Here is a 22,008-nt window from a genome sequence, read left to right on the forward strand (position 1 = left end):
CCCAGGACGGGCCCTCAGCCGCGCCCTCCGAAACCGCGCACCCGCGCGCGGCCCTCCAGGACCGCACCCATGCCTTCCCTGCGGTCCCCGCCGCCTCGCGGGGTGGGAGAGGGCCGGGCCGGCCCTCTCCCCGAAGTCGGAGAAGGCCGCGCCGGCCCCCTCCACGAAGCCCGAGCGTCAGGGGGCGCCGGCCGCCGCGCTGACCGCCCGCTGGGTCAGCACCCGGGCCAGGTGCCGCCGGTAGTCGGGCTGAGCGTGCAGGTCGGCCGTCGGCGACGTGCCCTCCGCCGCCTCCGAGCACGCCTGCGCGAGCGCGTCCCCGACCTCGACGCCCCTCAGCGCCGTCTCCGCCGCCAGTGCCCGCAGCGGCGTCGGCCCCATGTTCGCCAGGCCGATCCTCGCCTCCTGTATCGAGCCGTTCGACCGGCGGACCGCCGCCGCCACGCTGACGATCGCCCACGCCTGCGCCGTGCGGCGGAACTTCTCGTAGTGGAAGCCCCACCCCGGCCCCAGCTTGGGCACCTTGACGCCGAGCAGGATCTCCCCTGGCCCGAGCGCCGTCTCCAGATAGTCGAGGAAGAAGTCCGCGGCCGGGACCTCCCTGGACGAGGTCACCATCACGCACTCCAGCGCCACCGCCACCGCTGGCAGGTCGCCGGCCGGATCGGCGTGGGCGAGGGAGCCGCCGAAGGTGCCGCGGTGCCGTACCGCGGGATCGGCGACGGTGGCTGCCGCGAGGGCCACGAGCGGGCAGCCCGAGGTGACCGCGGGCGACCGCGTCACCTCGTCGTGCGTGGCCATCGCGCCGATGAAGACGTGGTCGCCCTCGTCGCGGATGCCGTTGAGCTCGCTGAGCCTGCTGACGTCCACCAGCAGCGACGGGTACGACAGCCGCAGGCGCAGCAGCGGCAGCAGCGACTGCCCTCCGGCCAGGACCTTCGCGTCCTCGTCCGAGGCCAGCGCCTCGCTCGCCTCCTGGAGGGAGGCGGGCCGCAGGTAGTCGAATGGGGCCGGAATCATCGGATGGCCCTCCAGATCCGTTCGGGCGTGCATGGCATCTGGACGTCGTGGACGCCTCGCGGCCGCAGCGCGTCCACGATGGCGTTGACGACGGCCGGGGTGGAGGCGATCGTGCCGGCCTCGCCGACGCCCTTGACGCCGAGCGGGTTGGACGTCGCCGGCGTCTCGGTCCTGTCGGTGACGAAGTCCGGCAGGTCGGCGGCCGAAGGCAGCAGGTAGTCGGCCATGGTCGCGGTCAGCAGGTTGCCGTCGGCGTCATGGATGGCCTCCTCGAACAGCGCCTGCGCGATGCCCTGCGCGAGGCCGCCGTGCACCTGACCCTCGACGATCAGCGGGTTGATCACATGCCCGACGTCGTCGACCGCCACGTACTTGCGGATCTTCGTCATGCCGGTCTCGGTGTCGACCTCGATCGCGCACAGGTGCGTGCCGTGCGGGAACGAGAAGTTCTCCGGATCGAACGTGGCGTCGGCGTCGAGCCTGGGCTCCACGCCGTCCGGCAGGTCGTGCGCGGCGAACGCGGCCAGTGCCAGCTCCTGGATGGTCTTGCTCGACGTGGTCCCCTTCACCGTGAACGAGCCCTGGGCGAAGTCGAGATCGTCGGCCGAGCACTCCAGCGCGTGCGCGGCTAGCTTCCTGGCCTTGTCCTTCACCTTCTCGCAGGCCTGGAGAACGGCCATGCCGCCCACGACGAGCGAGCGCGAGCCGTAGGTGTCCATGCCCTTGTGCGAGATCGCGGTGTCGCCGTGCATCACCGCGACGTCCTCGAACGGCACGCCGAGCGAGTCGGCCACGATCTGGCTCCACGCCGTCTCGTGGCCCTGGCCGTGGGGCGAGGTGCCGGTGACGACCTCGACCTTGCCGGTGGGCAGCATGCGTACCGAGCCGTGCTCCCATCCGCCCGCGCCGTAGCTGAGCGAGCCGAGCACCCTGCTGGGCGCGAGCCCGCACATCTCGGTGTAGGTGCTGACGCCGATGCCGAGCTGGACGGGGTCGCCCCTGTCGCGCCTGTCGGCCTGTTCGGCGCGCAGCTTGTCGTAGCCGAACAGCGCCATCGCCTTCTCGGTGGCCGCCTCGTAGTTGCCCGAGTCGTAGGTGAGCCCCGCGATCGTGGTGTACGGGAACTCCTCGTGCCTGATCCAGTTGCGCCTGCGCACCTCGATGGGGTCGAGGTGGAGCTCGTCAGCGAGCTCGTCCATGACCCTCTCGATGGCGTAGGTGGCCTCGGGCCGCCCGGCGCCGCGGTAGGCGTCGGTCGGCGTCTTGGTGGTGAAGACGCCCGTGCAGTCGAAGCTGTAGGCGTCCATCTTGTAGATGCCGTTGAACATGAACGCGCCGAGCAGCGGCACCCCCGGCGTGACCAGCATGAGGTAGGCGCCCATGTCGGCCAGCAGCTCGACCTTCAGCCCCCTGATCCTGCCGTCGGACTCGGCGGCCAGCGCGATGTGCTGGATCTGGTCGCGGCCGTGGTGCACGGTCAGGTTGCCCTCGGAGCGCGACTCGGTCCACTTGACCGGCTTGCCGAGCTTCCTGGTCAGCAGCAGGCAGATCACCTCCTCCGCGGTGACCTGCAGCTTGGAGCCGAACCCGCCGCCCACGTCGGGCGCGATGATGCGCAGCTTGTGCTCGGGCACTCCGGTGGTCAGGGCGAGCATCACCCGCAGCACGTGCGGGATCTGCGTCGAGGTCCACAGCGTGAAGCCGTCGCCGTCGGTCGTCGCGACGACCGCGCGCGGTTCCATCGCCGTCGGGATGAGGCGCTGCTGGACGTAGGTGCGGTCGATGACCACGGGGGCGTCCCTGAACGCGGCCTCCATGTCGCCTTGGGCGAACGTCCACGTGAAGGCCTTGTTGCCCGCCTCGTGGACCTTCGGGGCGTCGTCGCCGAGCGCCTCCGTCATGTCGAGGACGGCAGGCAGCGGTTCGTAGTCGACGTCGATGGCGTCGAGCGCGTCGGCGGCCAGGTAACGGTCGGTGGCCACCACGCAGGCCACGGCCTCGCCCGGATAGCGCACCTCCTCGACGGCCATCGGCGGATGGTCGGGAATGACGACGTCCTCACTCACCGGCCACGCGCACGGCAGGCTGCCCTGCTCGTCCGCGAAGTCCTGGCCGCTGAAGGCCGCCACCACGCCCGGCAGGCCCTTCGCGCCGGAGACGTCGACCCCGGTGATCCTGGCGTGCGCCATCGGGCTGCGCTTGAAGGCGACGTACAGCATGCCGGGCAACTGGATGTTGTCGGTCCACTGGGTGCGGCCGGTCAGCAGCCGGGCGTCCTCCTTGCGCCTGCGTGCCCTGCCGATCTCTCTGCCGTCGCCCGGCTCGGAGAGCATCCCGCTCTCGGCCACCTGCTGGGCCACCACGCCCGCGTCGAGTTCCTCGGTCATGACGTCTTCACCGCCGCGCCTCGCCGTACCGCTCTGACGATGTTGCAGTAGCCCGTGCACCGGCAGAGGTTGCCCTCGAGACCCTCCCTGATGGCCTCCTCCGACGGGTCGGGATTCTGCCTGAGCAGGTCGATCGCGGCCATGACCATGCCAGGGGTGCAGTAGCCGCACTGCAGCGCGTGCTCCTCGTGGAAGGCCTGCTGCATCGGGTGCATGGTGCCGTTGGTCGCCAGGCCCTCGATGGTGACCACGTCGCCGCCGTCGGCCTGTACGGCGAGCACGGAACAACTCTTCACGCTCTTGCCGTCGAGCATGACGGTGCAGGCGCCGCAGTTGCTGGTGTCGCACCCGACGGGTGTGCCGGTCTTACCCAGCCGATCCCTGAGCAGGTGCACGAGGAGGAGCCGCGGCTCCACATCCTCCTCGTAGCGGATTCCGTCGACGGTGACGGCGATGCGAGGCATACGTCCTCCCTCGATTCCTGAGGTCAACGAGAAAGGCGCGGGCCGGGCCGCCGCGATGGTGCGCCCGCTCGGAGCGAGGGCGGCGGTCCGGGGGCGGTTTCTCATTGATAAGTGGAACGTACGCCTAACAAACGCCAGGTCAAGAGCGGCGTATCGACCTCGCAACGATCGCCACCACACCGGCCAGTCCCAGGCCGCCGAACAGCAGCGAGAGCAGGAGCACGAAGTCCGTGATGACGCCGGTGACCAACAGGATGCCGATGACCAGGAACAGGATGCCGCTGAGCAGGGCCATCCAGTCGGTCCTGTGCAGAAGCCGCTGCCGCGGGGCCACGTCACGCTGCAACGCGCACCTCCATGTCGCCTACGCCGCCCTTGAGGTTCAGCACGATGGTCGGGGCATCGCCCTTCGGCGGCGTCTCAGGCTCCAGGACCTTGTCGACCTCCACGTCGGTGCCGCCCTCGAAGGACTGGCCGATCATGATGTCGCCCACCCTCGACTTGGCGTGGACCTCCACCCGGGCCGTCGGCGGCACGATCACGACGAGTTCGCCGACCGCCAGCTTGGCGTTGAACGTCACCTTGGCGCCGGGGGTGAGCTTCAGGTCCGACAGGTCCAGCGTGCCGTCGCCGATGCCCACGTCATAGGTACGGGCGGCCTCGGCCACGGTCGTCGGCGCCCAGTTGGCGGTGCCGATCTTCCTGGGGAGGTCGCCGAGCATCAGGCTCGCGCTGATGATGACGATCAGGACGGTCCCGAGAGCGACGAGCCCGGCGCCGCGGCCGAGCCAGGTGGCCACCAGCAGGCCTGCGCCGATGGTGATGAGCATGGCGCCGCCCACGGCGGTGAGGCTCGGGGCGGTGGATCCTGAGGTGGCTTGGGCCGCCACGACGATCCCTCCAACGATCAATGCCAGCAGGACGGTGATCACGCCGGTGAACGACCTGCGTCGTCTCGGGCGTGGGGTGGCGACCTGCTCGCCGTAACGGCTCAGGTCGTAGGGCGAGTGGCCGGCGCGCCTGCGGGGGTCCAGCGGCTGGAACGGGCCGTGCGGGGCGAACGGCTCGCCGTAGGAGTAGGCGGGCTGCCCGGGCGGCGGCGCGGGCCGGTGGTACGGCCGCTGGTACGGCTGCTGGTACTGCGGCGGCTCGGGGACCTCGTTGACCCTCGTCGGCGCCACAGGCTCGCGATGCTCCTCACCGGCCGGCGGCTCGCTCGCCGGGGCGGCGGGCTCGGGCGCATGCCGCGCCTCCCCTGCCTCACCGAACTCCTGCGCCTCGGCGGCTCGCGGAGCCTCGGGTGCTTCAGGAGGGGTGACGGGGGCCTGCGCGCCGGTTCCGGGTGGCGTCCTGAAGGCCGCGGTCTCGAAGGCCACCGTCGCAGGGGGCTCGTGCCGTACGGGGGCGGGCTCCTTGCGGAAGGCGGTCGGCGGGGGCTCGTAGGCGATGTCCTCGGGCGCGATCGGCTCGGTCCTGCGGTTGAGCCGCTCGGGCAGCGACCGCGCGAGAGCCGGCAGATCGACCCCCCTGGCGTGCGCCGTCAGCAGCACGATCGCCATCAACGTGGCCACCACCAGCGTGCCGGTGCCGAGCCACACGGTCGCCACGTTGATGATGAGCCCGAACCCGGCGATGCCCGTCAGCAGCGCGAACACCGTCTCGGCGTCGAAGTCGCGCCGCGTCCACTGCTCGACGTAGCCGGGGCGGCCGTTCGACTCCTTCATCAGCAGGAAGGCCGCGATGTACAGGAACAGGCCGATGCCGGAACCCAGTACCAGCATGGCGAATCCGACGCGGAAGACCACCGGGTCGATCCGCGTGTGGCGGCCGAGCCCCGCGCACACACCGGTGAGCATCCTGCCCTCGCTGCTCCGCTTGAGCACGCGAGGTGGGGCTGCCTGGTCAGTGGGCGGTGCTTCGGTCATGACACCATCGTGGCGTGCGCGGCCTGGACCCGCATCCGGGACTCCCCTGAGGCGACCCCTAGAAGGCGAACCAGGGCTCTCCCCTGATGTCGGTCATGACCGCGACGTGTGACTATGGCGGTGTTATGGCTGACCAACAGACTCTGCGCGAGACGGACGACGCACCCTTTCCTCGCCTGACCCGTCCGATGGAGGGGCGGCTGGTGGGCGGCGTCGCCCAGGGGCTCGCCGCCCAGCTCAAGCTGGACCCCATCGTGATCAGGCTGAGCTTCGTGCTGCTCAGCGTCGTGGACGGCGTAGGCCTTGCCGCCTACGCCGTCATGTGGATGATCACGCCGCGCAGGCAGGACGAGGGGCCGGTTCCCCCGCGCGACTGGAGCCAGCTCGCCGCCTTCACCGCGATCGGCGTGGCGCTGTTCGCGTTCGGGTGGTTGACCGGGGCGTCGAAGGGCGGAATCGGCATGCTGCCGTTCGCCGTCGGCGGCATCGGCACCCTCATCCTCTGGCAGCAGGCCGATCCCGAACGCAGGAAGAGCTGGGTCAGCGGCGCCACCAAGGGCATGCGGAAGAACCGCGTGCGCACGCTGCTCGGCGTGATCCTCGTGGTCGTCGGCGCGATCGGCTTCCTCGCCCTCCAGGGAGAGCTGAACGCCGCCAGGCCCGGGCTGCTCTACACGGCCGTCGTGGTCGGCGGTCTGGCGGTCATCGCCGCCCCCTGGCTGGCGGGCCTGTGGAAGGAGCTCCAGCTCGAGCGGCGCGAGCGCATCAGGCAGGAGGAGCGCGCCGAGGTCGCCGCGATGGTGCACGACTCGGTGCTGCACACCCTCACCCTGATCCAGCGCGTCGCGCACGACCCGCGCGAGGTCACCAGGCTGGCCCGGGCGCAGGAGCGCGACCTGCGCAACTGGCTGTACCAGCCGGCCCAGGACGCCGACGCCACGCTGGCCGCCGCCGTACGGCGGATCGCGGCGGAGGAGGAGGACTCGCACGGCGTGCCCATCGAGGTCGTCTGCGTGGGCGACGTCGAACTCGACTCGGCCGGTCGGCTCGCGGCGATGCTCAAGGCGTCACGGCAGGCGATGGTCAATGCGGCCAAATACTCTGAAAGCCCGGTCATCTCTGTCTACGCGGAGGTAGAGGGTGAAGAAGTCACCATTTTCGTGAAGGATCGGGGCAAGGGCTTCGATCTCGATGAGGTGCCTCTGGACCGCATGGGGATCAGGGAGTCCATCATCGGAAGGATGGAGCGCCACGGCGGCAGCGCCAGGGTGCGCACCGAGCCCGGCGAGGGCACGGAAGTGATGTTGACGATGAAGGTGGAGAAATGATTCGCGTGCTGATCGTCGATGACCATCGGCTGTTCCGCTCCGGCGTCCGCGCCGAGCTGGGCGACTCGATCCAGGTCGTGGGCGAGGCCGAGGACGTCGAGTCGGCGGTGAAGGCGATCGCCGCGCTCGAGCCCGACGTCGTGCTGCTCGACGTGCACATGCCGGGCGGTGGCGGCCAGGAGGTGCTGCGCAGGGTCCTCGGCGCAGGCTCGCAGGTGCGTTTCCTCGCCCTGTCGGTCTCCGACGCGGCCGAGGACGTGATCGGTGTGATCAGGGGAGGCGCGCGGGGCTACGTCACCAAGAACATCAGCGGCCGCGAGCTGACCGACGCCATCCGCCGCGTCGCGGACGGCGACGCGGTGTTCTCCCCACGTCTTGCGGGTTTCGTGCTCGACGCCTTCGCCTCCACGGAGGCGCCCTCGATCGATCCGGAGCTCGACTCGCTCACCCAGCGCGAGCGGGAGGTTCTCCGGCTGATCGCGCGTGGTTACGCCTACAAGGAGATCGCCAAGGAGCTGTTCATCTCCGTCAAGACCGTGGAGACCCACGTGTCGTCGGTGCTGCGCAAGCTCCAGCTGTCGAACCGGCACGAGCTGTCGCGCTGGGCCACCGCCAGACGCCTCGTGTGAGCCGCCGGTCAGCGTCCGGTGCGTGAGCGGTGCGCGGGGCGGGCCACCGTACTCACATGAACATTCTGATCTCCGGTGCGAGCATCGGTGGCCCCGCCCTCGCCTTCTGGCTCAGGAAGTACGGCTTCGACGTCACGATCGTGGAACTGTCGCAGGGGCTCAGGCCCGGCGGGCAGGCGATCGACGTGCGCGGTCCCGCCCTCGACGTGGCCGAGCGGATGGGCCTGCTGGCCGACATCCGCACCGCCCGGGTGGACATGCGGGGCATGTCGATGGTCGACGCCGATGGCAACGAGATCTACCGCTCCGAGGAGCGCACGTTCACCGGCGGCGACCTGTCCAGCCCCGACATCGAGATCCTGCGCGACGACCTGAGCCAGATCATGGCGGCGGCGGCACAGGGGGTGGACTACCTCTTCGGCGACTCCATCAGGGAGATCGTCCAGGACGCCGAGGGCGCGCACGTCACCTTCGAGAGCGGGTTGCGCCGTACGTTCGACATCGTGGTGGGCGCCGACGGGCTCCACTCCAACACCCGCAGGCTGGTCTTCGGTCCCGAGTCGGACTTCAGCCGCCACCTCGGCACCTACCTCGCCGTGTGGACCGCGCCCAACACCCTGGGCCTCGACCGCTGGCAGGTCTTCCACCAGGTGCCTGGCGGCAACTGGGGCGGCGGCGTGATGAGCGTGCGTGGCAACAGCGAGGCGCGCGTCTACATGGGGTTCGAGTCGGAGCCGCTCGACTACGACTACCGCGACGTCGCCGCGCAGAAGCGCCTCCTGCAGGAGCGGCTGGGCGGCGCGGGCTGGGTGCTGCCCGAGCTGCTCGGGCACATGTGGGAGGCCGCGGACTTCCACCTCGACTCGATGTCCCAGATCCACATGGACAGCTGGTCGAGCGGCAGGGTCGTGCTGCTCGGCGACGCGGGCTACTGCGGCTCGCCGCTGTCGGGGCAGGGCACGAGCATGGCGATGGTGGGGGCCTACGTGCTGGCGGGGGAGCTGGCCGCGGCAGGGGGCGACCACGTGGCCGGGTTCGCGGCCTACGAGCGGGAGCTGCGCGAGTACGTCAGGCGCAACCAGGAGCTGGCCTACACCAACAAGGCGAGAGTGGAGGCCGAGCAGGCGGGAGTGGAGTTCGACGGGGAGGACTTCGCCGAGGTCGCGGGGGGCTTGACCTTGAAGGACTACTAGTCTCATGCGACATTTCGGTTATGGGCAGAGACGTGCCAGTCGTCGTGTTCAGTCGAGACGATCGACGGAATTACCGTGACAAAGTGCGGCGAAATCTGGACACCTTCGCCCAGATGTTGCGAGAGTCGCGCTTCGAGTTCGAGCAGCCCCAGGCGGGGCTCGAGATCGAGCTCAACCTGGTCGACGAGCGCGGCGAACCCGCCATGCGCAACGCGGAAGTCCTCGCCGCCATCGCCCAGCCCGACTGGGCGACCGAGCTCGGCCAGTTCAACATCGAGATCAACGTCGCCCCGCAGAGGCTGGACGGCGACGGCGCGCACCGTCTCGAGGAGACGGTGCGAGCCAGGCTCAACCACGCCGAGGAACGCGCCCGCTCGGAGGGTGGCCACCTGGTCCTGATCGGCATCCTGCCGACCCTCAGCCAGAAGGACACCCACGAGGGCACCCTCTCGGCCAACCCGCGCTACAAACTGCTCAACGAGCAGATCTTCGCCGCCAGGGGCGAGGACCTGCACCTGCTGATCGAGGGCGTCGAACGGCTCGACACCTACGCCGACAGCATCACCCCCGAAGCCGCCTGCACCAGCGTCCAGTTGCACCTGCAGATCAGCCCGGAGGCCTTCGCCGCCCACTGGAACGCCGCCCAGGCCATCGCGGGCCCGCAGGTGGCCGTCGCCGCCAACTCGCCCTACCTGTTCGGCAAGGAGCTGCACAGGGAGACCAGGATCGCGCTGTTCGAGCAGGCCACCGACACCCGTCCCACCGAACTCAAAAGCCAGGGGGTACGCCCCCGGGTGTGGTTCGGCGAGAGGTGGATCACCAGCGTCTTCGACCTGTTCGAGGAGAACGTCCGCTACTTCCCCGCGCTGCTGCCGATCTGCTCGGACGAGGACCCGCGCGAGGAACTGCAGGCGGGGCGCATCCCCTCCCTCGACGAGCTGACCCTGCACAACGGCACCATCTACCGGTGGAACAGGCCGGTGTACGCGGTCGTCGAGGGCACCCCTCACCTGCGGGTGGAGAACCGCGTCCTGCCCGCGGGGCCCACCTGCCTGGACGTCATGGCCAACGCGGCCTTCTACTACGGGCTCATGCGGATGCTCCCCAACGCCGAGCGGCCCGTGTGGAGCCAGATGTCGTTCATCACGGCGGAGGAGAACCTGGCGAGCGCCGCCCGGCACGGGCTCGACGCACGGCTGTACTGGCCCGGGCTCGGCGACGTGCCCGCGGCCGAGCTGATCCTGCGCAGGCTGTTGCCGATGGCCGCCGAGGGGCTGGCGCAGTGGGGCGTCGACGCCACGGTCGCCGACCGGCTGCTCGGGGTGATCGAGGGACGCTGCCTGCTGGGGCGGACGGGGGCGACCTGGCAGGTGGAGGCGGTCGAGGCGTTCCGGGGCGAGCGGCGGGAGGCGCTGCGCAGGATGACGCTGGAGTACATCGAGCGCATGCACACCAACGAGCCCGCCCACACCTGGACCCTCTGACCCTTCGAAGGGTCTCGTCGCGGGCACGCCCCACACGGGACCGGTCAGCCGAGGCCGGCCTCGCGGGCCCGGAAACCTCCCGCTCCCTCTCGGTCAACTCGGGGAACGCCGTCCGGGCGGGCTCGGCCATCCCCCGTCCTTCGCCTCGCCCGCGACCTTCATGTCGAGCGCGGACAGCAGCCCGCGCAGCCCTGAGCGGAAGACGGGATGGTCGTCGACGATGAGAACGCGGATCATGCTTCTGATGCTCTCACCGCGCGGTGCTCGCCGTCCCCGTGGCGTACGTCCCCGACCTGCGGGGCAGGATGGGAACATGACCGCGCGCCCTCTGCTCGCAGCCCTCCTGATCCTCGTGCTGGCCGCATGCGGCGGTTCGGTCGGCCGGAGCGCCACCACCGAGGTCCAGGGCGACAGCTTCGAGGAGGACGTCAAGCTGGCCCAGGTCTACACCGAGCAGTTCTGGGCCGCGCAGTTCGAGAGGCTCGGCCGCACCTACAAGCCGGTGACCGAGTTCATCCCCTACCGCGGGGACAACGGGCCCGCGTGCGGCGGAGAGCCCGCCGCGCGGGACAACGCGTTCTACTGCCCCGCCGGCCACTTCATCGCCTACGACCAGGACTGGTTGGAGGGCCTCTGGAACAAGCTCGGCGACGGCTCCACCTACCTGATCATCCCGCACGAGATCGGGCATGCCGTACAGGCGCAGCTGGGAACGCAGTTCGAGCTCAACGTCCAGCGGGAGCTCCAGGCGGACTGCTACGCGGGCGGCGCGCTGGCCGGGATCGTGAAGGCGGGAGTCCTGCGCGCCGACCCTGGCGACGAGAGTGAGCTGATGCTCAACCTGGAGACGGCGGGCGACCCCACGGACGACTGGTTCAACCCCGACGCCCACGGGACCGCGCAGCAGCGCCAGCGGTCGTTCCTGACCGGCTACACCAACGGCGTGGGCGCCTGCTGAGGTAGGCGGAAGTACGCCTCAAGGGTGATGCGGTCACCGGCCCGGAGGTCTAGCTTGAACGCATGCCACTGGGGAACGTCAGGGAGATCAGCTGGTTGCGGCGGGGCGCCTGCAGGACCAGCGATCCCGATCTCTTCTTCCCTCCCGCGCCGTCACCGGCGCAGGAGGCGCGGGCCAAGGCGGTCTGCTCGGGTTGTCAGGTGCTCGCCGAGTGCAGGGCGTACGCGCTGCGGGCGGGGGAGTCCGAAGGCATCTGGGGCGGTCTCACCCCGGACGAACGCAGGCGGTTGCGCTTCCCCGCCGGCTGGCGGCAGCGGAGCGCATAGCCTGCAAGGGTGCTGCTTCGCTCCCTCGCCGTCCTCGTCGCGGCCAACGTCATGAACAACCGCGTCGCCCCCAGACTCGCCCCCCTCACCTCCGCGCTCGCCACCGGCGCACTGGTCGCCATGGCCAGGAGATCGGGCCTGTCGTGGGGCGAGATCGGCTTCACCCACGGGCTGCGGGGCGCCAAGACGGGCGGCGCGCTGGCCGCCACCGTCGCCGCCGGCTACACCGCGGGCATCGCCATCCCGCACACCCGCGCGCTGTTCCACGACGAGCGGGCGTTGTCGCTGTCGAAGGCGGAGGTGGTCGAGGCCGTGCTGCTGCAGGTGCCCGTCGGCACCGTCCTGCTGGAGGAGGTCGGCTTCAGAGGCGCCCTGTACGGCATGCTGCGCCGCGAGCACGGCACCGTCACCGCGACGGCGGTCTCGTCGGCGCTGTTCGGGCTGTGGCACATCCTGCCCGCGATGGAGATGGCGCGTGCCAACCCCGCGCTCGGCGAGCTGGCCTCGGGCAGCACCGACGTGACCAAGGTCGTCGTGGGCAGCGTGGTCTCCACGGCCGCGGCGGGCGTGCTGTTCTGCGAGCTGCGCCGCAGGGGAGGGCTGCTCGCTCCCTCGTTGCTGCATCTGGCCACTAACTCGCTGGGGTATCTGTTCGCCCGAATCGCCCCCGCGCCACCAGCTCGACCGTGACGAGCACGGCGATCGACTCGGCCGCGAGCAGCGAGACCAGCACGACGAGCTGAACCACGCCCGCCTCCAGCGGCTGCGCCCCGCCGAGCAGCATCCCCACGAACGCGCCAGGCAGTGTGACCAGGCCGACGGTCCTGGTCTGGTCGAGCGCGGGGATCAGCGCCTGAGCCGCCGCCGGGCGGCAGATCTCCAGGTTCGCGTCCCTGTCGAGGAAGCCGAGCGACAGCGCGGCCTCCACCTCGCCCCTGCGCTGGCGTAGCTCGTCGAGGGCGCGCCTGCCCGACAGCGCCGTCGCGGTGAGGCAGCCGCCGAGCAGGATCCCCGCGATCGGGATGACGGTGACGCCGCGCATGGGGGCCACGCCGGTGCCGAACAGCGCGGCCAGGACAGGGAAGGTGCCCGCCGCGACAGGGATGGCGGCGGGCCACGGGCGCTCCTTCGAGACGCGGCGGCCCGCGGTGACGGCGGCCACGCCGTACATGACCAGCAGGAAGGCGGCGATGGCGGGCGGTGTGCCGATCACCCAGGCGATCACCAGGGAGACGACGCCCAGCTGGACGGCGGCGCGCAGGCTCGCGGTGAGGACCGCGCGGGCGTGGCCGAGCCCGCCCAGCCGCGCCACGACGGCGCCGCCCACGGCGAGCAGGACGACGACCACGACGAGCGTGGGGGTGAGCGTGAGTCCCATGCCAAGGTTCTACCTGGGAGGCGCGCCACATTCGCGTGACGCCGCCCGGACGTCCTCCTACGGCGAGACCTGTTCGCCCGCCTGCTCTTCCCCAGGTCTCGTCGGCGGCCCCCCTCCGCTCTCCCGCCGCTGCCTCAGGTGTTCTCCGGGGTCGGCGGCCCGCGTCTTGCCCGGCGCTCCGCGCGGCGGCGGGTCAGGCGGTGAGGGCAGGTGGTGGGGTCAGGCGGTGGGGACCACCTGGAAGGCCTCGGCGTAGCGGCCCTCGCCCAGGCCGCCTCTCACCGCGATGCCCGCCCAGCGCTCGCGGACGAACTCCTCGAAGCCCTCGCGGTGCCCGACCTGGCTGGTGTGCGCGGACAGCGCGGTGATCTTCCGGTCCATGGTGTCGGTGATGTCCACGTAGTGGTTGGGGCTCATGCCGCCGATCAGCCACACCTCACTGACGGTCCACGCCTCGAGATCGGCCAGTTCGGGGTAGGCGTAGGGGTTGCGTGCGTCGGGGTAGACGGCGTCGAGTGTGGCGGCGCCCACAGCGCGGTGGTCGGGGTGGCTGGGGCCGATGAACTGGTAGTTGCGCTCGGGCGTGCTCGTGATCACCACATCGGGACGAACCTGGCGGATCACCCTGGCGATGTCGCGGCGCAACTCGATCGTGGGCTCCACCCTGCCGTCGTGATAGCCGGACAGGAAGCGCACGTCCGTGACGCCGACCGCCTTGGCCGCCGCGGACTGCTCGGCCCTGCGCAGGTCGGCCATGCCCTCGCCGTCGAGTTCGCGCTCGTGGCCGCCCGCGTCCCCCGACGTCACGAGCAGGTAGGTCACCTCGACGCCCCTGTCGACGAACTGGGCGATCGAGCCCGCCGCGCCGAAGTCGACGTCGTCCGGGTGCGCGGTCACCACGAGGACGCGGGTGATCTCCATGTTCTCTCCTTCGGAAGGGGGTCCAATCACGCAACCCTGGGGGACTGCGGCGCATTCCTGGCCGCGTTTGTCGGTGGCGCGCTTTACCCTAGGTCCGTGCCCACCCAAGTCTCTGTTGACCACCCCTTGCTCGACGGCCTCAACCCGCAGCAGCGCGAGGCCGTGATCCATCACGGCAGCCCCCTGCTCATCGTCGCGGGGGCGGGGTCAGGCAAGACTCGGGTGCTCACCCATCGCATCGCCTACCTGCTGGCCGAACGCCACGTCCACCCCGGCGAGATCCTGGCGATCACCTTCACCAACAAGGCCGCCAAGGAGATGAAGGAGCGCATCGACAAGCTGATCGGCCCGCGCTCCAAGGCCATGTGGGTGATGACCTTCCACAGCGCCTGCATGCGCATCCTGCGCAGGGAGGCCAAGCGGCTCGGCTACCCGTCCAGTTTCTCCATCTACGACCAGGCCGACTCCCAGCGGCTCATGGCGATGGTCTGCCGCGAGATGGACCTCGACCCCAAGCGATACCCGCCGCGTTCGTTCTCCGCGCAGGTCAGCAACTTCAAGAACGAGCTGATCGACTACGAGACCGCCATCGACAGGGCGGGCTCGCACCTGGAGAAGGTGCTGGCCGAGGCGTACAAGGCCTACCAGCTCAAGCTGACCGAGTCCGGCGCGATGGACTTCGACGACATCATCATGAACACCGTGGTGCTGTTCCAGCTCTTCCCCGAGGTGGCCGAGCACTACCGGATGCGCTTCAGGCACGTGCTCGTCGACGAGTACCAGGACACCAACCACGCCCAGTACATCCTCATCAGGGAGCTGGTCGGACGGCCGCAGCTGACCACCGTCGACGGCGATCCCGTGCGGTCGGGGGCCGAGCAGTCCGAGCTGTGCGTCGTCGGCGACGCCGACCAGTCGATCTACGCCTTCCGCGGCGCGACCATCCGCAACATCCTGGAGTTCGAGCGCGACTATCCCGACGCGCGCACGATCCTGCTGGAGCAGAACTACCGCTCCACCCAGAACATCCTGGCCGCCGCCAACTCGGTCATCTCGCGCAACGAGTCGCGCAAGCCGAAGAACCTGTGGTCCGACCAGGGCGACGGCCCGAAGATCGTCGGCTACGTGGCCGACAACGAGCACGACGAGGCCATGTTCGTCGCCCAGGAGGTCGACAAGCTCACCGACGAGGAGGGCGTGCGGCCCGGCGACGTGGCGGTCTTCTACCGCACCAACGCGGCCTCACGCGTGTTCGAGGAGATCTTCATCCGCACCGGCCTGCCGTACAAGGTGGTCGGGGGTGTGCGCTTCTACGAGCGCAAGGAGGTCAAGGACCTGCTGGCCTACCTGCGGGTGCTGGCCAACCCCAACGACGTGGTCTCCCTGCGCCGCATACTCAACGTGCCCAAGCGCGGCATCGGCGACCGCGCGGAGGCGCTGGTCGAGGCGCTGTCCTCGCGCGAGCGCATCTCCTTCTGGGACGCGCTGCGCAGAGCCGACGAGGCGTACGGCATGGCGACCAGGTCGCTCAACGCCATCCGCGAGTTCGTCGCGCTCATCGAGGACCTCATCGGCAAGGGAGAGGGGATGCCGCCCTCCGCGCTGGCCGAGGAGATTCTGGTGGCGACCGGCTACCGCGCCGAGCTGGAGGCCTCCGAGGACCCGCAGGACGAATCCCGCCTGGAGAACCTCAACGAGCTGATCTCGGTCGCCTCCGAGTTCGAGGAGGCCAACCCCGAGGGCACGCTCGTGGAGTTCCTCGAGCAGGTCTCGCTGGTGGCCGACGCCGACCAGATCCCCGAGGGCGACGGCGGCCAGGGCGTGGTGACACTCATGACGCTCCACACCGCGAAGGGGCTGGAGTTCCCCGTCGTCTTCCTCACCGCGATGGAGGACGGCGTCTTCCCCCACATCCGCTCGCTCGGCGAGCCGAAGGAGCTGGAGGAGGAGCGGCGCCTGGCCTACGTGGGCATCACGCGTGCCGAGCAGCGCCTGTACATCACGCGGGCCGCGGTGCGCAGCTCGTGGGGCTCGCCGTCGTTCAACCCCGCCTCGCGCTTCGTCAACGAGGTGCCCGCCAAGCTCATCGAGTGGCGTACCGACCCGGAGAAGTCGGCGTGGAGCGCGGCCACGGCCCGCAAGGAGACGCCCGCGCCGGCAAGGAAGTCCGCAGGCAAGCCGATGCCGTCGCTGGCCCCCGGCGACCGCGTCACGCACGACGCCTTCGGCCTGGGCACGGTGGTGTCCGTCGACGGGGTGGCCGAGAAGACCAAGGTCAAGATCGACTTCGGTAGCGGCGGGGAGAAGACCCTGCTGCTCGCCTACGCCCCACTGGAGAAGCTGTAACCGGGTCTGGCTGACGGGCGGCACAAGCCTTCACGCGGGGGAGCACGACCCGCGTGAAGGCCCCAGGCTGATCGTCCAGCCTGGTCGCCCCGATGTCGGACGCCCGCGTCTGTACTCAGGAGCCCCACGCCCCCAGTCTTGAACTGGCCCGACGCTGATCTTCCTCCAGGCCCCCTTGCGCGCCGCCCTTCCCACCGTCCGCCGCCCTGTGAGAGTCTCGTACGCCATCACCTGTCGGCACTCGAGCACCCCACAACCCCGGCCGGGCGGCCTGTCCGCCTCCCGCCGGGACCACGAGGGTCTTTGTGACCCTCCCACCCCCTAGCGGCCCATGAGGCTGCGCTCATGAGGTTCGGCCCGTGAGGCTGGGCACGACCTGCCTTTCGGTCTCCCGTCGGCTTTTGCGCACCACGTCGACCCGCGAGAGGCCCGGACGACCCATCTCCCGGTCTTCCTGGTGGTCCCTCGGTCTTTCGGGCCGACTCCCGGTCTTCCCAACGGTCTCCCGGTCTTCCGACGGTCTCCCGGTCTTCCTGGGCGGTCTCTCGGTCTTCTCGATGGCCCGCCGAAATCCCATGCCGCACCAAAGATTCCCGAGGGCAGCGGCCCCCTCATCCGCAGCGTCCCGGCACCCCCGGCTCCAGTCCCTGGCGTCCGCGGTACATGTCCACAGCGTCCCCGCCGCAGACCCGTAACCGCCGCAGAGCCGTAACCGCCGGAGACCCCGGATCCCGCCCGAGGCTCCGTGTCCCGCCCGAGGCTCCGTCACCCGCCCAAGGTGCCGGACGCCGCCCGTGGCTTCGGATCCCGCCCAAGGTGCCGGACCTCGACCCGCCTCTCGGTGTCAGCCCTGCCCCTCGGCGTCGGCCCCGGCTCCCGACCTCGCCCTCGGCCCCTTTCCTCGGCCCGCCCTCACCCTCAGCCCTCGCCCCCGGCCCTCGGCCCCTTTCCTCGGCCCGCCCTCACCCTCAGCCCTCGCCCTCGCCCTCAGCCCTTGCCCTCGGCCCACCCCGGCCCTCGGCCCACCCCGGCCCTCGGCCCCGGCCCCGGCCCTCGGCCCCGGCCGCCTTCAGCTTTGGCTCCAGATCGGGCTGCACGGGCTTCTGGGCTGGCGTCTTCCGTCCTCGCGTCGGCCTGTCGGTCTGGGCGCTCACCGGCCGGATGGGACATGACGCCACGCAACAGGACAAGACTTTCCTGACCCAGTACTAGACTTGGATCATTCACTATCTTGTATCGTTCATGTTTGTGACGGTAGGTTGACGTCATGACCGCATCCAGGACCCCGACCCCCGCCGAGGAGCTGCGTGGTGCCGGCCTGCGCGTGACGGCCGCTCGTGTCGCGCTGCTCGAGACCGTCAGGGACGGTGCTCACCTGGGCGTCGAGGCGATCGCTTCCGGGGTGCGTGATCGTGTGGGCCACATCTCCCTTCAAGCCGTGTACGAGGCCCTCCACGCGCTCACCGCGGCCGGACTCGTACGTCGCATCGAACCGGCCGGCAGTCCGGCTCTGTTCGAGGGACGTGTCGGGGACAACCACCACCACGTCGTATGCCGGTCGTGCGGTGCCGTCGCTGACGTCGACTGTGCGGTCGGTCATGCGCCCTGCCTGGCCGCGTCCGACGACCACGGCTTCACGATCGACGAGGCCGAGGTCGTCTACTGGGGCCTGTGCCCCGACTGTTCCACCACTCGCAGTTCCTGAGCATCGAGATCCGAATAGTCCGGAAGGATTCCCATGTCTGAGAACCACGACGCAATCGTCACAGACGCGAAGGCGGAGGGCGGAGGTGGCTGCCCGGTCGCGCATGAGCGCGCTTCGCACCCGACTCAGGGAGGCGGCAACCGTCAGTGGTGGCCGGAGCGGCTCAACCTGAAGATCCTCGCCAAGAACCCCGCCGTGGCCAACCCCCTCGGTGGGGAGTTCGACTACGCCGAGGCGTTCAAGTCCCTCGACCTGGCGGCCGTGAAGAAGGACATCGCCGAGGTGCTGACGACCTCGCAGGACTGGTGGCCGGCCGACTTCGGCCACTACGGCCCGTTCATGGTCCGTATGGCGTGGCACAGCGCGGGCACGTACCGGATCAGTGACGGCCGCGGCGGTGCCGGGGCGGGCCAGCAGCGCTTCGCCCCCCTCAACAGCTGGCCGGACAACGGGAACCTCGACAAGGCTCGCCGCCTGCTGTGGCCGGTCAAGAAGAAGTACGGCAAGAAGCTCTCGTGGGCCGACCTCATGATCCTCACCGGCAACGTCGCCCTTGAGTCGATGGGCTTCAAGACCTTCGGCTTCGCCGGCGGCCGCGCGGACGTCTGGGAGCCCGACGAGGACGTCTACTGGGGTCCCGAGACCACCTGGCTCGGCGACGAGCGCTACACCGGCGACCGGGAGCTGGAGAACCCTCTCGGCGCGGTCCAGATGGGTCTGATCTACGTCAACCCGGAGGGCCCGAACGGCAACCCGGACCCGCTCGCAGCGGCCCGCGACATCCGTGAGACCTTCCGCCGGATGGCGATGAACGACGAGGAGACGGTCGCCCTGATCGCGGGCGGTCACACCTTCGGCAAGACCCATGGCGCGGGCCCGGCCGACCACGTCGGCGCGGACCCCGAGGCCGCCTCGATCGAGCAGCAGGGCCTGGGCTGGAAGAACTCCTTCGGCACCGGCAAGGGTGCCGACACGATCACCAGCGGTCTCGAGGGTATCTGGACCGACACCCCGGTGACGTGGGACAACAGCTTCTTCGCCATCCTCTTCGGCTACGAGTGGGAGCAGTTCAAGAGCCCCGCGGGCGCGCACCAGTGGCGGCCGAAGGGCGGCGCGGGGGCGGGGACCGTCCCCGACGCCCACGACCCGTCGAAGAGCCACGCCCCGACGATGCTGACGACCGACCTCTCGCTGCGCGTCGACCCGATCTACGAGCAGATCTCGCGGCGCTTCTACGAGAACCCCGACGAGTTTGCCGACGCCTTCGCCCGGGCGTGGTTCAAGCTGACCCACCGCGACATGGGCCCGATCGCGCGCTACCTCGGCCCGGAGGTCCCGGCCGAGACGCTCCTGTGGCAGGACCCCATCCCCGCGGTGACGCACGAGCTCGTCGACGCTGCTGATGTCGCCGCCCTCAAGGGCCAGGCCCTCGCCTCGGGCCTGTCGGTGTCCCAGCTCGTGTCCACCGCGTGGGCGTCGGCCGCGTCCTTCCGCGGCAGCGACAAGCGCGGCGGCGCCAACGGTGCGCGCGTCCGCCTCCAGCCGCAGAGCGGGTGGGAGGTCAACGAGCCCGACCAGCTGGCGACGGTGCTGGGCACCCTTGAGGGGATCCAGCAGACCTTCAACGCCGCCCAGACCGGGGGCAAGCAGATCTCGCTCGCGGACCTGATCGTGCTCGCGGGTGCCGCGGGCGTCGAGAAGGCCGCCAAGGACGCCGGTTTCGACGTCCAGGTCCCCTTCACGCCGGGCCGTGCGGACGCCGCGCAGGAGCAGACCGACGTGGAGTCGTTCGCCGCGCTCGAGCCGACCGCCGACGGGTTCCGCAACTACCTCGGGAAGGGCAACCGGCTGCCGGCCGAGTTCCTGCTGCTCGACCGGGCGAACCTGCTGACCCTGAGCGCTCCGGAGCTGACGGTCCTCGTCGGTGGCCTCCGCGTCCTGGGCGCGAACTACCAGCAGTCGCCGCTCGGTGTCTTCACCGCGACTCCCGGGTCGCTGACCAACGACTTCTTCGTCAACCTGCTCGACCTGGGCACGACGTGGAAGGCGACGTCCGAGGACGCGAACACCTTCGAGGGCAGCGACGCGTCGGGCGAGGTCAAGTGGACCGGCAGCCGAGTCGACCTCGTCTTCGGGTCGAACTCCGAGCTGCGCGCGCTCGCGGAGGTCTACGCGAGCGACGACGCGAAGGAGAAGTTCGTGAACGACTTCGTCGCGGCGTGGGACAAGGTCATGAACCTCGACCGGTTCGACCTCGTCTGATCATGACGTCCAGGCCGGCCCGAGCCGGCCGGCCTGGACGTCATCAGCTCGAAGGATCCGGACATCGCCCGGCTCGACCGCGACGCCGAGAGGCTCGCGGTCGAGCGGGTGCCGGGCCCGTGCGCGTGCCGCAGTCGGCAGAATCCATCGAGCCGATCGACTGGTGGGCCACCCTCGACGCGGAGTGCATGGCGGCCGGGCGATGACCAGCCGCCGCGGACGATGGATGCCACGGGACAAAGCTTTGTCTGGCAACGCTCTGCTAGGGCCGGCGGCCGGTCGACACGGCGATCGCCGCGGCAGGGCACAGGTCGACGGCCTCGCGCACCGCGTCCCACGTTTCGGCGGGCGGCTCGGGGCGCACGACGATCACCTTGCCGTCGTCCTGGCGCTGGTCGAACACCTCGCCGGCGGTCAACACACACATTCCGGACCCGATGCAGCGCTCGGTGTCCACGGTGATCCTCATGGATCACGCATCCCAGGTGACGGGCAGGCTCTTCACCCCGTAGACGTCGGCGGCCTCCGGGCGCAGGGAGACCTCCTCGGCCGGTACGGCCAGGCGCAGCGTGGGGAAGCGGTTGACCAGCGCGGGGAAGGCGACCCGCATCTCGACGCGGGCCAGTTGCTGGCCCAGGCACTGGTGGATGCCGTGGCCGAAGGCCAGGTGCCCGCCGTCCTGCCTGCGGAGGTCGAGGACGTGGGGATCGGTGAAGCGCTCGGGGTCGCGGTTGGCGGTGTTGTAGGACAGGATGACCGTGGTGCCGGCCTTGATGGTCTGGCCGCCCACCTCGACGTCCTCCAGCGCCGTTCTCATGAAGGTCTTGGCGACGCTCAGATAGCGCGTCAGCTCCTCGACGGCCTTGTCGGCGAGCGTGGGGTCGGCACGTAGCGCGGCCAGCTGGGCCGGGTTCCGCAACAGGGCGAAGGTGCCCAGCGCCAGCATGTTCGCGGTGGTGTCGAACCCGGCCGCCAGCAGGATCAGGGCCATGCCCTTCAGTTCCTCGTCGGTCAGGTCGCTGTCGGTGAGTTCGCTGAGTATGTCGTCGGTGGGGTTGGCGCGCTTGGCGGCCACCAGCTCAGCGAGGTACTGCTGCACCGAGGTGTAGGCCGCGATCAGGTCCTCGTCGCCGGCCTCCCCGCTCATGAACGTGTCGATGTTCTCCTGGAAGGAGCCCCGGTCCTCGTACGGCACGCCCAGCAGCTCGCAGATCATGATGGCGGGGACGGGCTTGGCGAACGCGGTCACCAGGTCCGTCGGCGGTCCAGCCTTCTCCATGGCGTCCAGGTGGTCGGCGGTGATCTGCTCGACCCGTTCGGTGAGCTGCCGCATCCGCCGTACGGTGAACTTGCCCACCAGCGGCTTGCGGTAGCGGCTGTGCTGCGGCTCGTCCATGAGGAGGAACTCCCCGGGCGGCGCCGGAGGGACCTCGATGCCGGTCATGTCGATGGTCGGGTGGTGGAGCATGAGCTCCTTGCGCGAGCTGAACCGGGCGTCGGCCAGGATCGATCGGACCAGGTCGTATCCGGTGACCAGCCAGCCCTGGTGCCCGTCAGGGAAGGGGAAGCGGCTGATGGGGCCGTGCCGGCGGGCGTCGATCAGCTCTGCCGGCGGGTCGAAGGGGCAGCCGGGCTGACGCGCCGTCGGCAGCGTCGTGACGGTGTGGAGGGATTCACCCATG

At 70.2% G+C, this 22,008-nt stretch carries 19 protein-coding genes and 1 pseudogene; 10 read left to right on the plus strand and 10 right to left on the minus strand.

The genetic code is table 11. The features are described 5' to 3' along the window. Nucleotides 1-177 precede the first annotated feature (177 nt). The 5 genes from AC3EO4_RS04250 to AC3EO4_RS04270 all read right to left on the minus strand — a co-directional run bounded on the left by AC3EO4_RS04250 (nt 178) and on the right by AC3EO4_RS04270 (nt 5,796). Nucleotides 178-1,020: an FAD binding domain-containing protein gene (locus AC3EO4_RS04250; protein ID WP_379570781.1), complete on the minus strand. Its 843-nt coding sequence runs from the start codon at nt 1,018-1,020 to the stop codon at nt 178-180. After that, on the minus strand, nt 1,017-3,407 hold the full coding sequence (locus AC3EO4_RS04255; RefSeq protein WP_431893879.1) for a xanthine dehydrogenase family protein molybdopterin-binding subunit: 2,391 nt from the start codon (nt 3,405-3,407) through the stop codon (nt 1,017-1,019). The genes AC3EO4_RS04250 and AC3EO4_RS04255 overlap by 4 nt, the downstream gene beginning before the upstream one ends. After that, entirely contained in the window at nt 3,404-3,871 is a 468-nt protein-coding gene (locus AC3EO4_RS04260) for a (2Fe-2S)-binding protein (RefSeq protein ID WP_379570785.1), read from the minus strand. Before AC3EO4_RS04260 ends, AC3EO4_RS04255 begins: the two co-directional genes overlap by 4 nt. Before the next feature lie 139 nt (nt 3,872-4,010). Further along, complete coding sequence (locus AC3EO4_RS04265) at nt 4,011-4,217, minus strand: hypothetical protein (RefSeq protein ID WP_379570787.1); 207 nt, start codon at nt 4,215-4,217, stop codon at nt 4,011-4,013. Continuing rightward, nucleotides 4,207-5,796 carry a PspC domain-containing protein gene (locus tag AC3EO4_RS04270; RefSeq protein WP_431893880.1) on the minus strand — a complete coding sequence of 530 codons (1,590 nt, stop codon included), beginning with the start codon at nt 5,794-5,796 and terminating at the stop codon, nt 4,207-4,209. Before AC3EO4_RS04270 ends, AC3EO4_RS04265 begins: the two co-directional genes overlap by 11 nt. Before the next feature lie 125 nt (nt 5,797-5,921). On the opposite strand from AC3EO4_RS04270, the gene AC3EO4_RS04275 reads away from it, so the two are divergent. The 4 genes from AC3EO4_RS04275 to AC3EO4_RS04290 all read left to right on the plus strand — a co-directional run bounded on the left by AC3EO4_RS04275 (nt 5,922) and on the right by AC3EO4_RS04290 (nt 10,430). After that, nucleotides 5,922-7,124: an ATP-binding protein gene (locus AC3EO4_RS04275; protein ID WP_379570791.1), complete on the plus strand. Its 1,203-nt coding sequence runs from the start codon at nt 5,922-5,924 to the stop codon at nt 7,122-7,124. After that, on the plus strand, nt 7,121-7,753 hold the full coding sequence (locus AC3EO4_RS04280; protein WP_379570793.1) for a response regulator: 633 nt from the start codon (nt 7,121-7,123) through the stop codon (nt 7,751-7,753). The genes AC3EO4_RS04275 and AC3EO4_RS04280 overlap by 4 nt, the downstream gene beginning before the upstream one ends. A 56-nt stretch (nt 7,754-7,809) precedes the next feature. Next, on the plus strand, nt 7,810-8,946 hold the full coding sequence (locus AC3EO4_RS04285; protein WP_431893882.1) for an FAD-dependent monooxygenase: 1,137 nt from the start codon (nt 7,810-7,812) through the stop codon (nt 8,944-8,946). Between the two features lie 83 nt (nt 8,947-9,029). Continuing rightward, a complete protein-coding gene (locus tag AC3EO4_RS04290) occupies nt 9,030-10,430 on the plus strand; it encodes a glutamate-cysteine ligase family protein (RefSeq protein WP_431893884.1) in 1,401 nt (466 codons plus the stop codon). Between the two features lie 132 nt (nt 10,431-10,562). On the opposite strand, the pseudogene AC3EO4_RS04295 reads toward AC3EO4_RS04290, so the two are convergent. Beyond that, nucleotides 10,563-10,667, minus strand: a pseudogene (locus AC3EO4_RS04295) (DNA-binding response regulator); the annotation flags it as partial. 76 nt (nt 10,668-10,743) lie between these two features. Between AC3EO4_RS04295 and AC3EO4_RS04300 the strand changes: the two are divergent. From AC3EO4_RS04300 to AC3EO4_RS04310, 3 genes are all read left to right on the plus strand, one after another. Further along, on the plus strand, nt 10,744-11,388 hold the full coding sequence (locus AC3EO4_RS04300) for a neutral zinc metallopeptidase (protein ID WP_379570799.1): 645 nt from the start codon (nt 10,744-10,746) through the stop codon (nt 11,386-11,388). A 62-nt stretch (nt 11,389-11,450) separates the two neighbouring features. After that, complete coding sequence (locus AC3EO4_RS04305; RefSeq protein WP_431893886.1) at nt 11,451-11,714, plus strand: WhiB family transcriptional regulator; 264 nt, start codon at nt 11,451-11,453, stop codon at nt 11,712-11,714. Between the two features lie 9 nt (nt 11,715-11,723). After that, nucleotides 11,724-12,404 carry a CPBP family intramembrane glutamic endopeptidase gene (locus AC3EO4_RS04310; RefSeq protein WP_379570803.1) on the plus strand — a complete coding sequence of 227 codons (681 nt, stop codon included), beginning with the start codon at nt 11,724-11,726 and terminating at the stop codon, nt 12,402-12,404. On the opposite strand, the gene AC3EO4_RS04315 is transcribed toward AC3EO4_RS04310, so the two are convergent. Together AC3EO4_RS04315 and AC3EO4_RS04320 are read right to left on the minus strand one after the other, a co-directional pair. Further along, nucleotides 12,346-13,092, minus strand: a complete 747-nt coding sequence (locus AC3EO4_RS04315) for an ABC transporter permease (RefSeq protein ID WP_379570805.1) — start codon at nt 13,090-13,092, stop codon at nt 12,346-12,348. The genes AC3EO4_RS04310 and AC3EO4_RS04315 overlap by 59 nt on opposite strands. Before the next feature lie 219 nt (nt 13,093-13,311). Continuing rightward, complete coding sequence (locus AC3EO4_RS04320) at nt 13,312-14,013, minus strand: PIG-L deacetylase family protein (protein ID WP_379570807.1); 702 nt, start codon at nt 14,011-14,013, stop codon at nt 13,312-13,314. Nucleotides 14,014-14,109: 96 nt separating this feature from the next. On the opposite strand from AC3EO4_RS04320, the gene pcrA reads away from it, so the two are divergent. The 3 genes from pcrA (at nt 14,110) to katG (ending at nt 20,326) form a co-directional block, all read left to right on the plus strand. Then, a complete protein-coding gene (gene pcrA, locus AC3EO4_RS04325; RefSeq protein ID WP_379570809.1) occupies nt 14,110-16,359 on the plus strand; it encodes a DNA helicase PcrA in 2,250 nt (749 codons plus the stop codon). A 1,267-nt stretch (nt 16,360-17,626) separates the two neighbouring features. After that, the gene (locus tag AC3EO4_RS04330) at nt 17,627-18,064 is read left to right on the plus strand and encodes a Fur family transcriptional regulator (protein WP_379570811.1); all 438 of its coding nucleotides are present in this window, start codon (nt 17,627-17,629) and stop codon (nt 18,062-18,064) included. Between the two features lie 33 nt (nt 18,065-18,097). Further along, a complete protein-coding gene (gene katG / locus AC3EO4_RS04335; RefSeq protein ID WP_431893887.1) occupies nt 18,098-20,326 on the plus strand; it encodes a catalase/peroxidase HPI in 2,229 nt (742 codons plus the stop codon). 262 nt (nt 20,327-20,588) lie between these two features. Here katG and AC3EO4_RS04340 read toward each other — a convergent pair whose 3' ends face one another. Then, nucleotides 20,589-20,795 (minus strand): ferredoxin, encoded by a 207-nt coding sequence (locus AC3EO4_RS04340; protein WP_379570815.1) that lies wholly within the window; start codon nt 20,793-20,795, stop codon nt 20,589-20,591. A 3-nt stretch (nt 20,796-20,798) separates the two neighbouring features. Then, nucleotides 20,799-22,007, minus strand: coding sequence for a cytochrome P450 (locus tag AC3EO4_RS04345; RefSeq protein WP_379570817.1), 1,209 nt, complete (start codon nt 22,005-22,007; stop codon nt 20,799-20,801). Between the last annotated feature and the right edge of the window lies 1 nt (nt 22,008).

The sequence above is a fragment of the Nonomuraea sp. bgisy101 genome, assembly GCF_057708945.1.

Coding starts and splice junctions, on each gene's coding strand:
- AC3EO4_RS04250 (WP_379570781.1), bottom strand. CDS start 1,020: ATGATTCCGGCCCCATTCGACTACCTGCGGCCCGCCTCCCTCCAGGAG.
- AC3EO4_RS04255 (WP_431893879.1), bottom strand. CDS start 3,407: ATGACCGAGGAACTCGACGCGGGCGTGGTGGCCCAGCAGGTGGCCGAG.
- AC3EO4_RS04260 (WP_379570785.1), bottom strand. CDS start 3,871: ATGCCTCGCATCGCCGTCACCGTCGACGGAATCCGCTACGAGGAGGAT.
- AC3EO4_RS04270 (WP_431893880.1), bottom strand. CDS start 5,796: ATGACCGAAGCACCGCCCACTGACCAGGCAGCCCCACCTCGCGTGCTC.
- AC3EO4_RS04275 (WP_379570791.1), top strand. CDS start 5,922: ATGGCTGACCAACAGACTCTGCGCGAGACGGACGACGCACCCTTTCCT.
- AC3EO4_RS04280 (WP_379570793.1), top strand. CDS start 7,121: ATGATTCGCGTGCTGATCGTCGATGACCATCGGCTGTTCCGCTCCGGC.
- AC3EO4_RS04285 (WP_431893882.1), top strand. CDS start 7,810: ATGAACATTCTGATCTCCGGTGCGAGCATCGGTGGCCCCGCCCTCGCC.
- AC3EO4_RS04300 (WP_379570799.1), top strand. CDS start 10,744: ATGACCGCGCGCCCTCTGCTCGCAGCCCTCCTGATCCTCGTGCTGGCC.
- AC3EO4_RS04305 (WP_431893886.1), top strand. CDS start 11,451: ATGCCACTGGGGAACGTCAGGGAGATCAGCTGGTTGCGGCGGGGCGCC.
- AC3EO4_RS04315 (WP_379570805.1), bottom strand. CDS start 13,092: ATGGGACTCACGCTCACCCCCACGCTCGTCGTGGTCGTCGTCCTGCTC.
- AC3EO4_RS04320 (WP_379570807.1), bottom strand. CDS start 14,013: ATGGAGATCACCCGCGTCCTCGTGGTGACCGCGCACCCGGACGACGTC.
- AC3EO4_RS04330 (WP_379570811.1), top strand. CDS start 17,627: ATGACCGCATCCAGGACCCCGACCCCCGCCGAGGAGCTGCGTGGTGCC.
- katG (WP_431893887.1), top strand. CDS start 18,098: ATGTCTGAGAACCACGACGCAATCGTCACAGACGCGAAGGCGGAGGGC.
- AC3EO4_RS04340 (WP_379570815.1), bottom strand. CDS start 20,795: ATGAGGATCACCGTGGACACCGAGCGCTGCATCGGGTCCGGAATGTGT.
- AC3EO4_RS04345 (WP_379570817.1), bottom strand. CDS start 22,007: ATGGGTGAATCCCTCCACACCGTCACGACGCTGCCGACGGCGCGTCAG.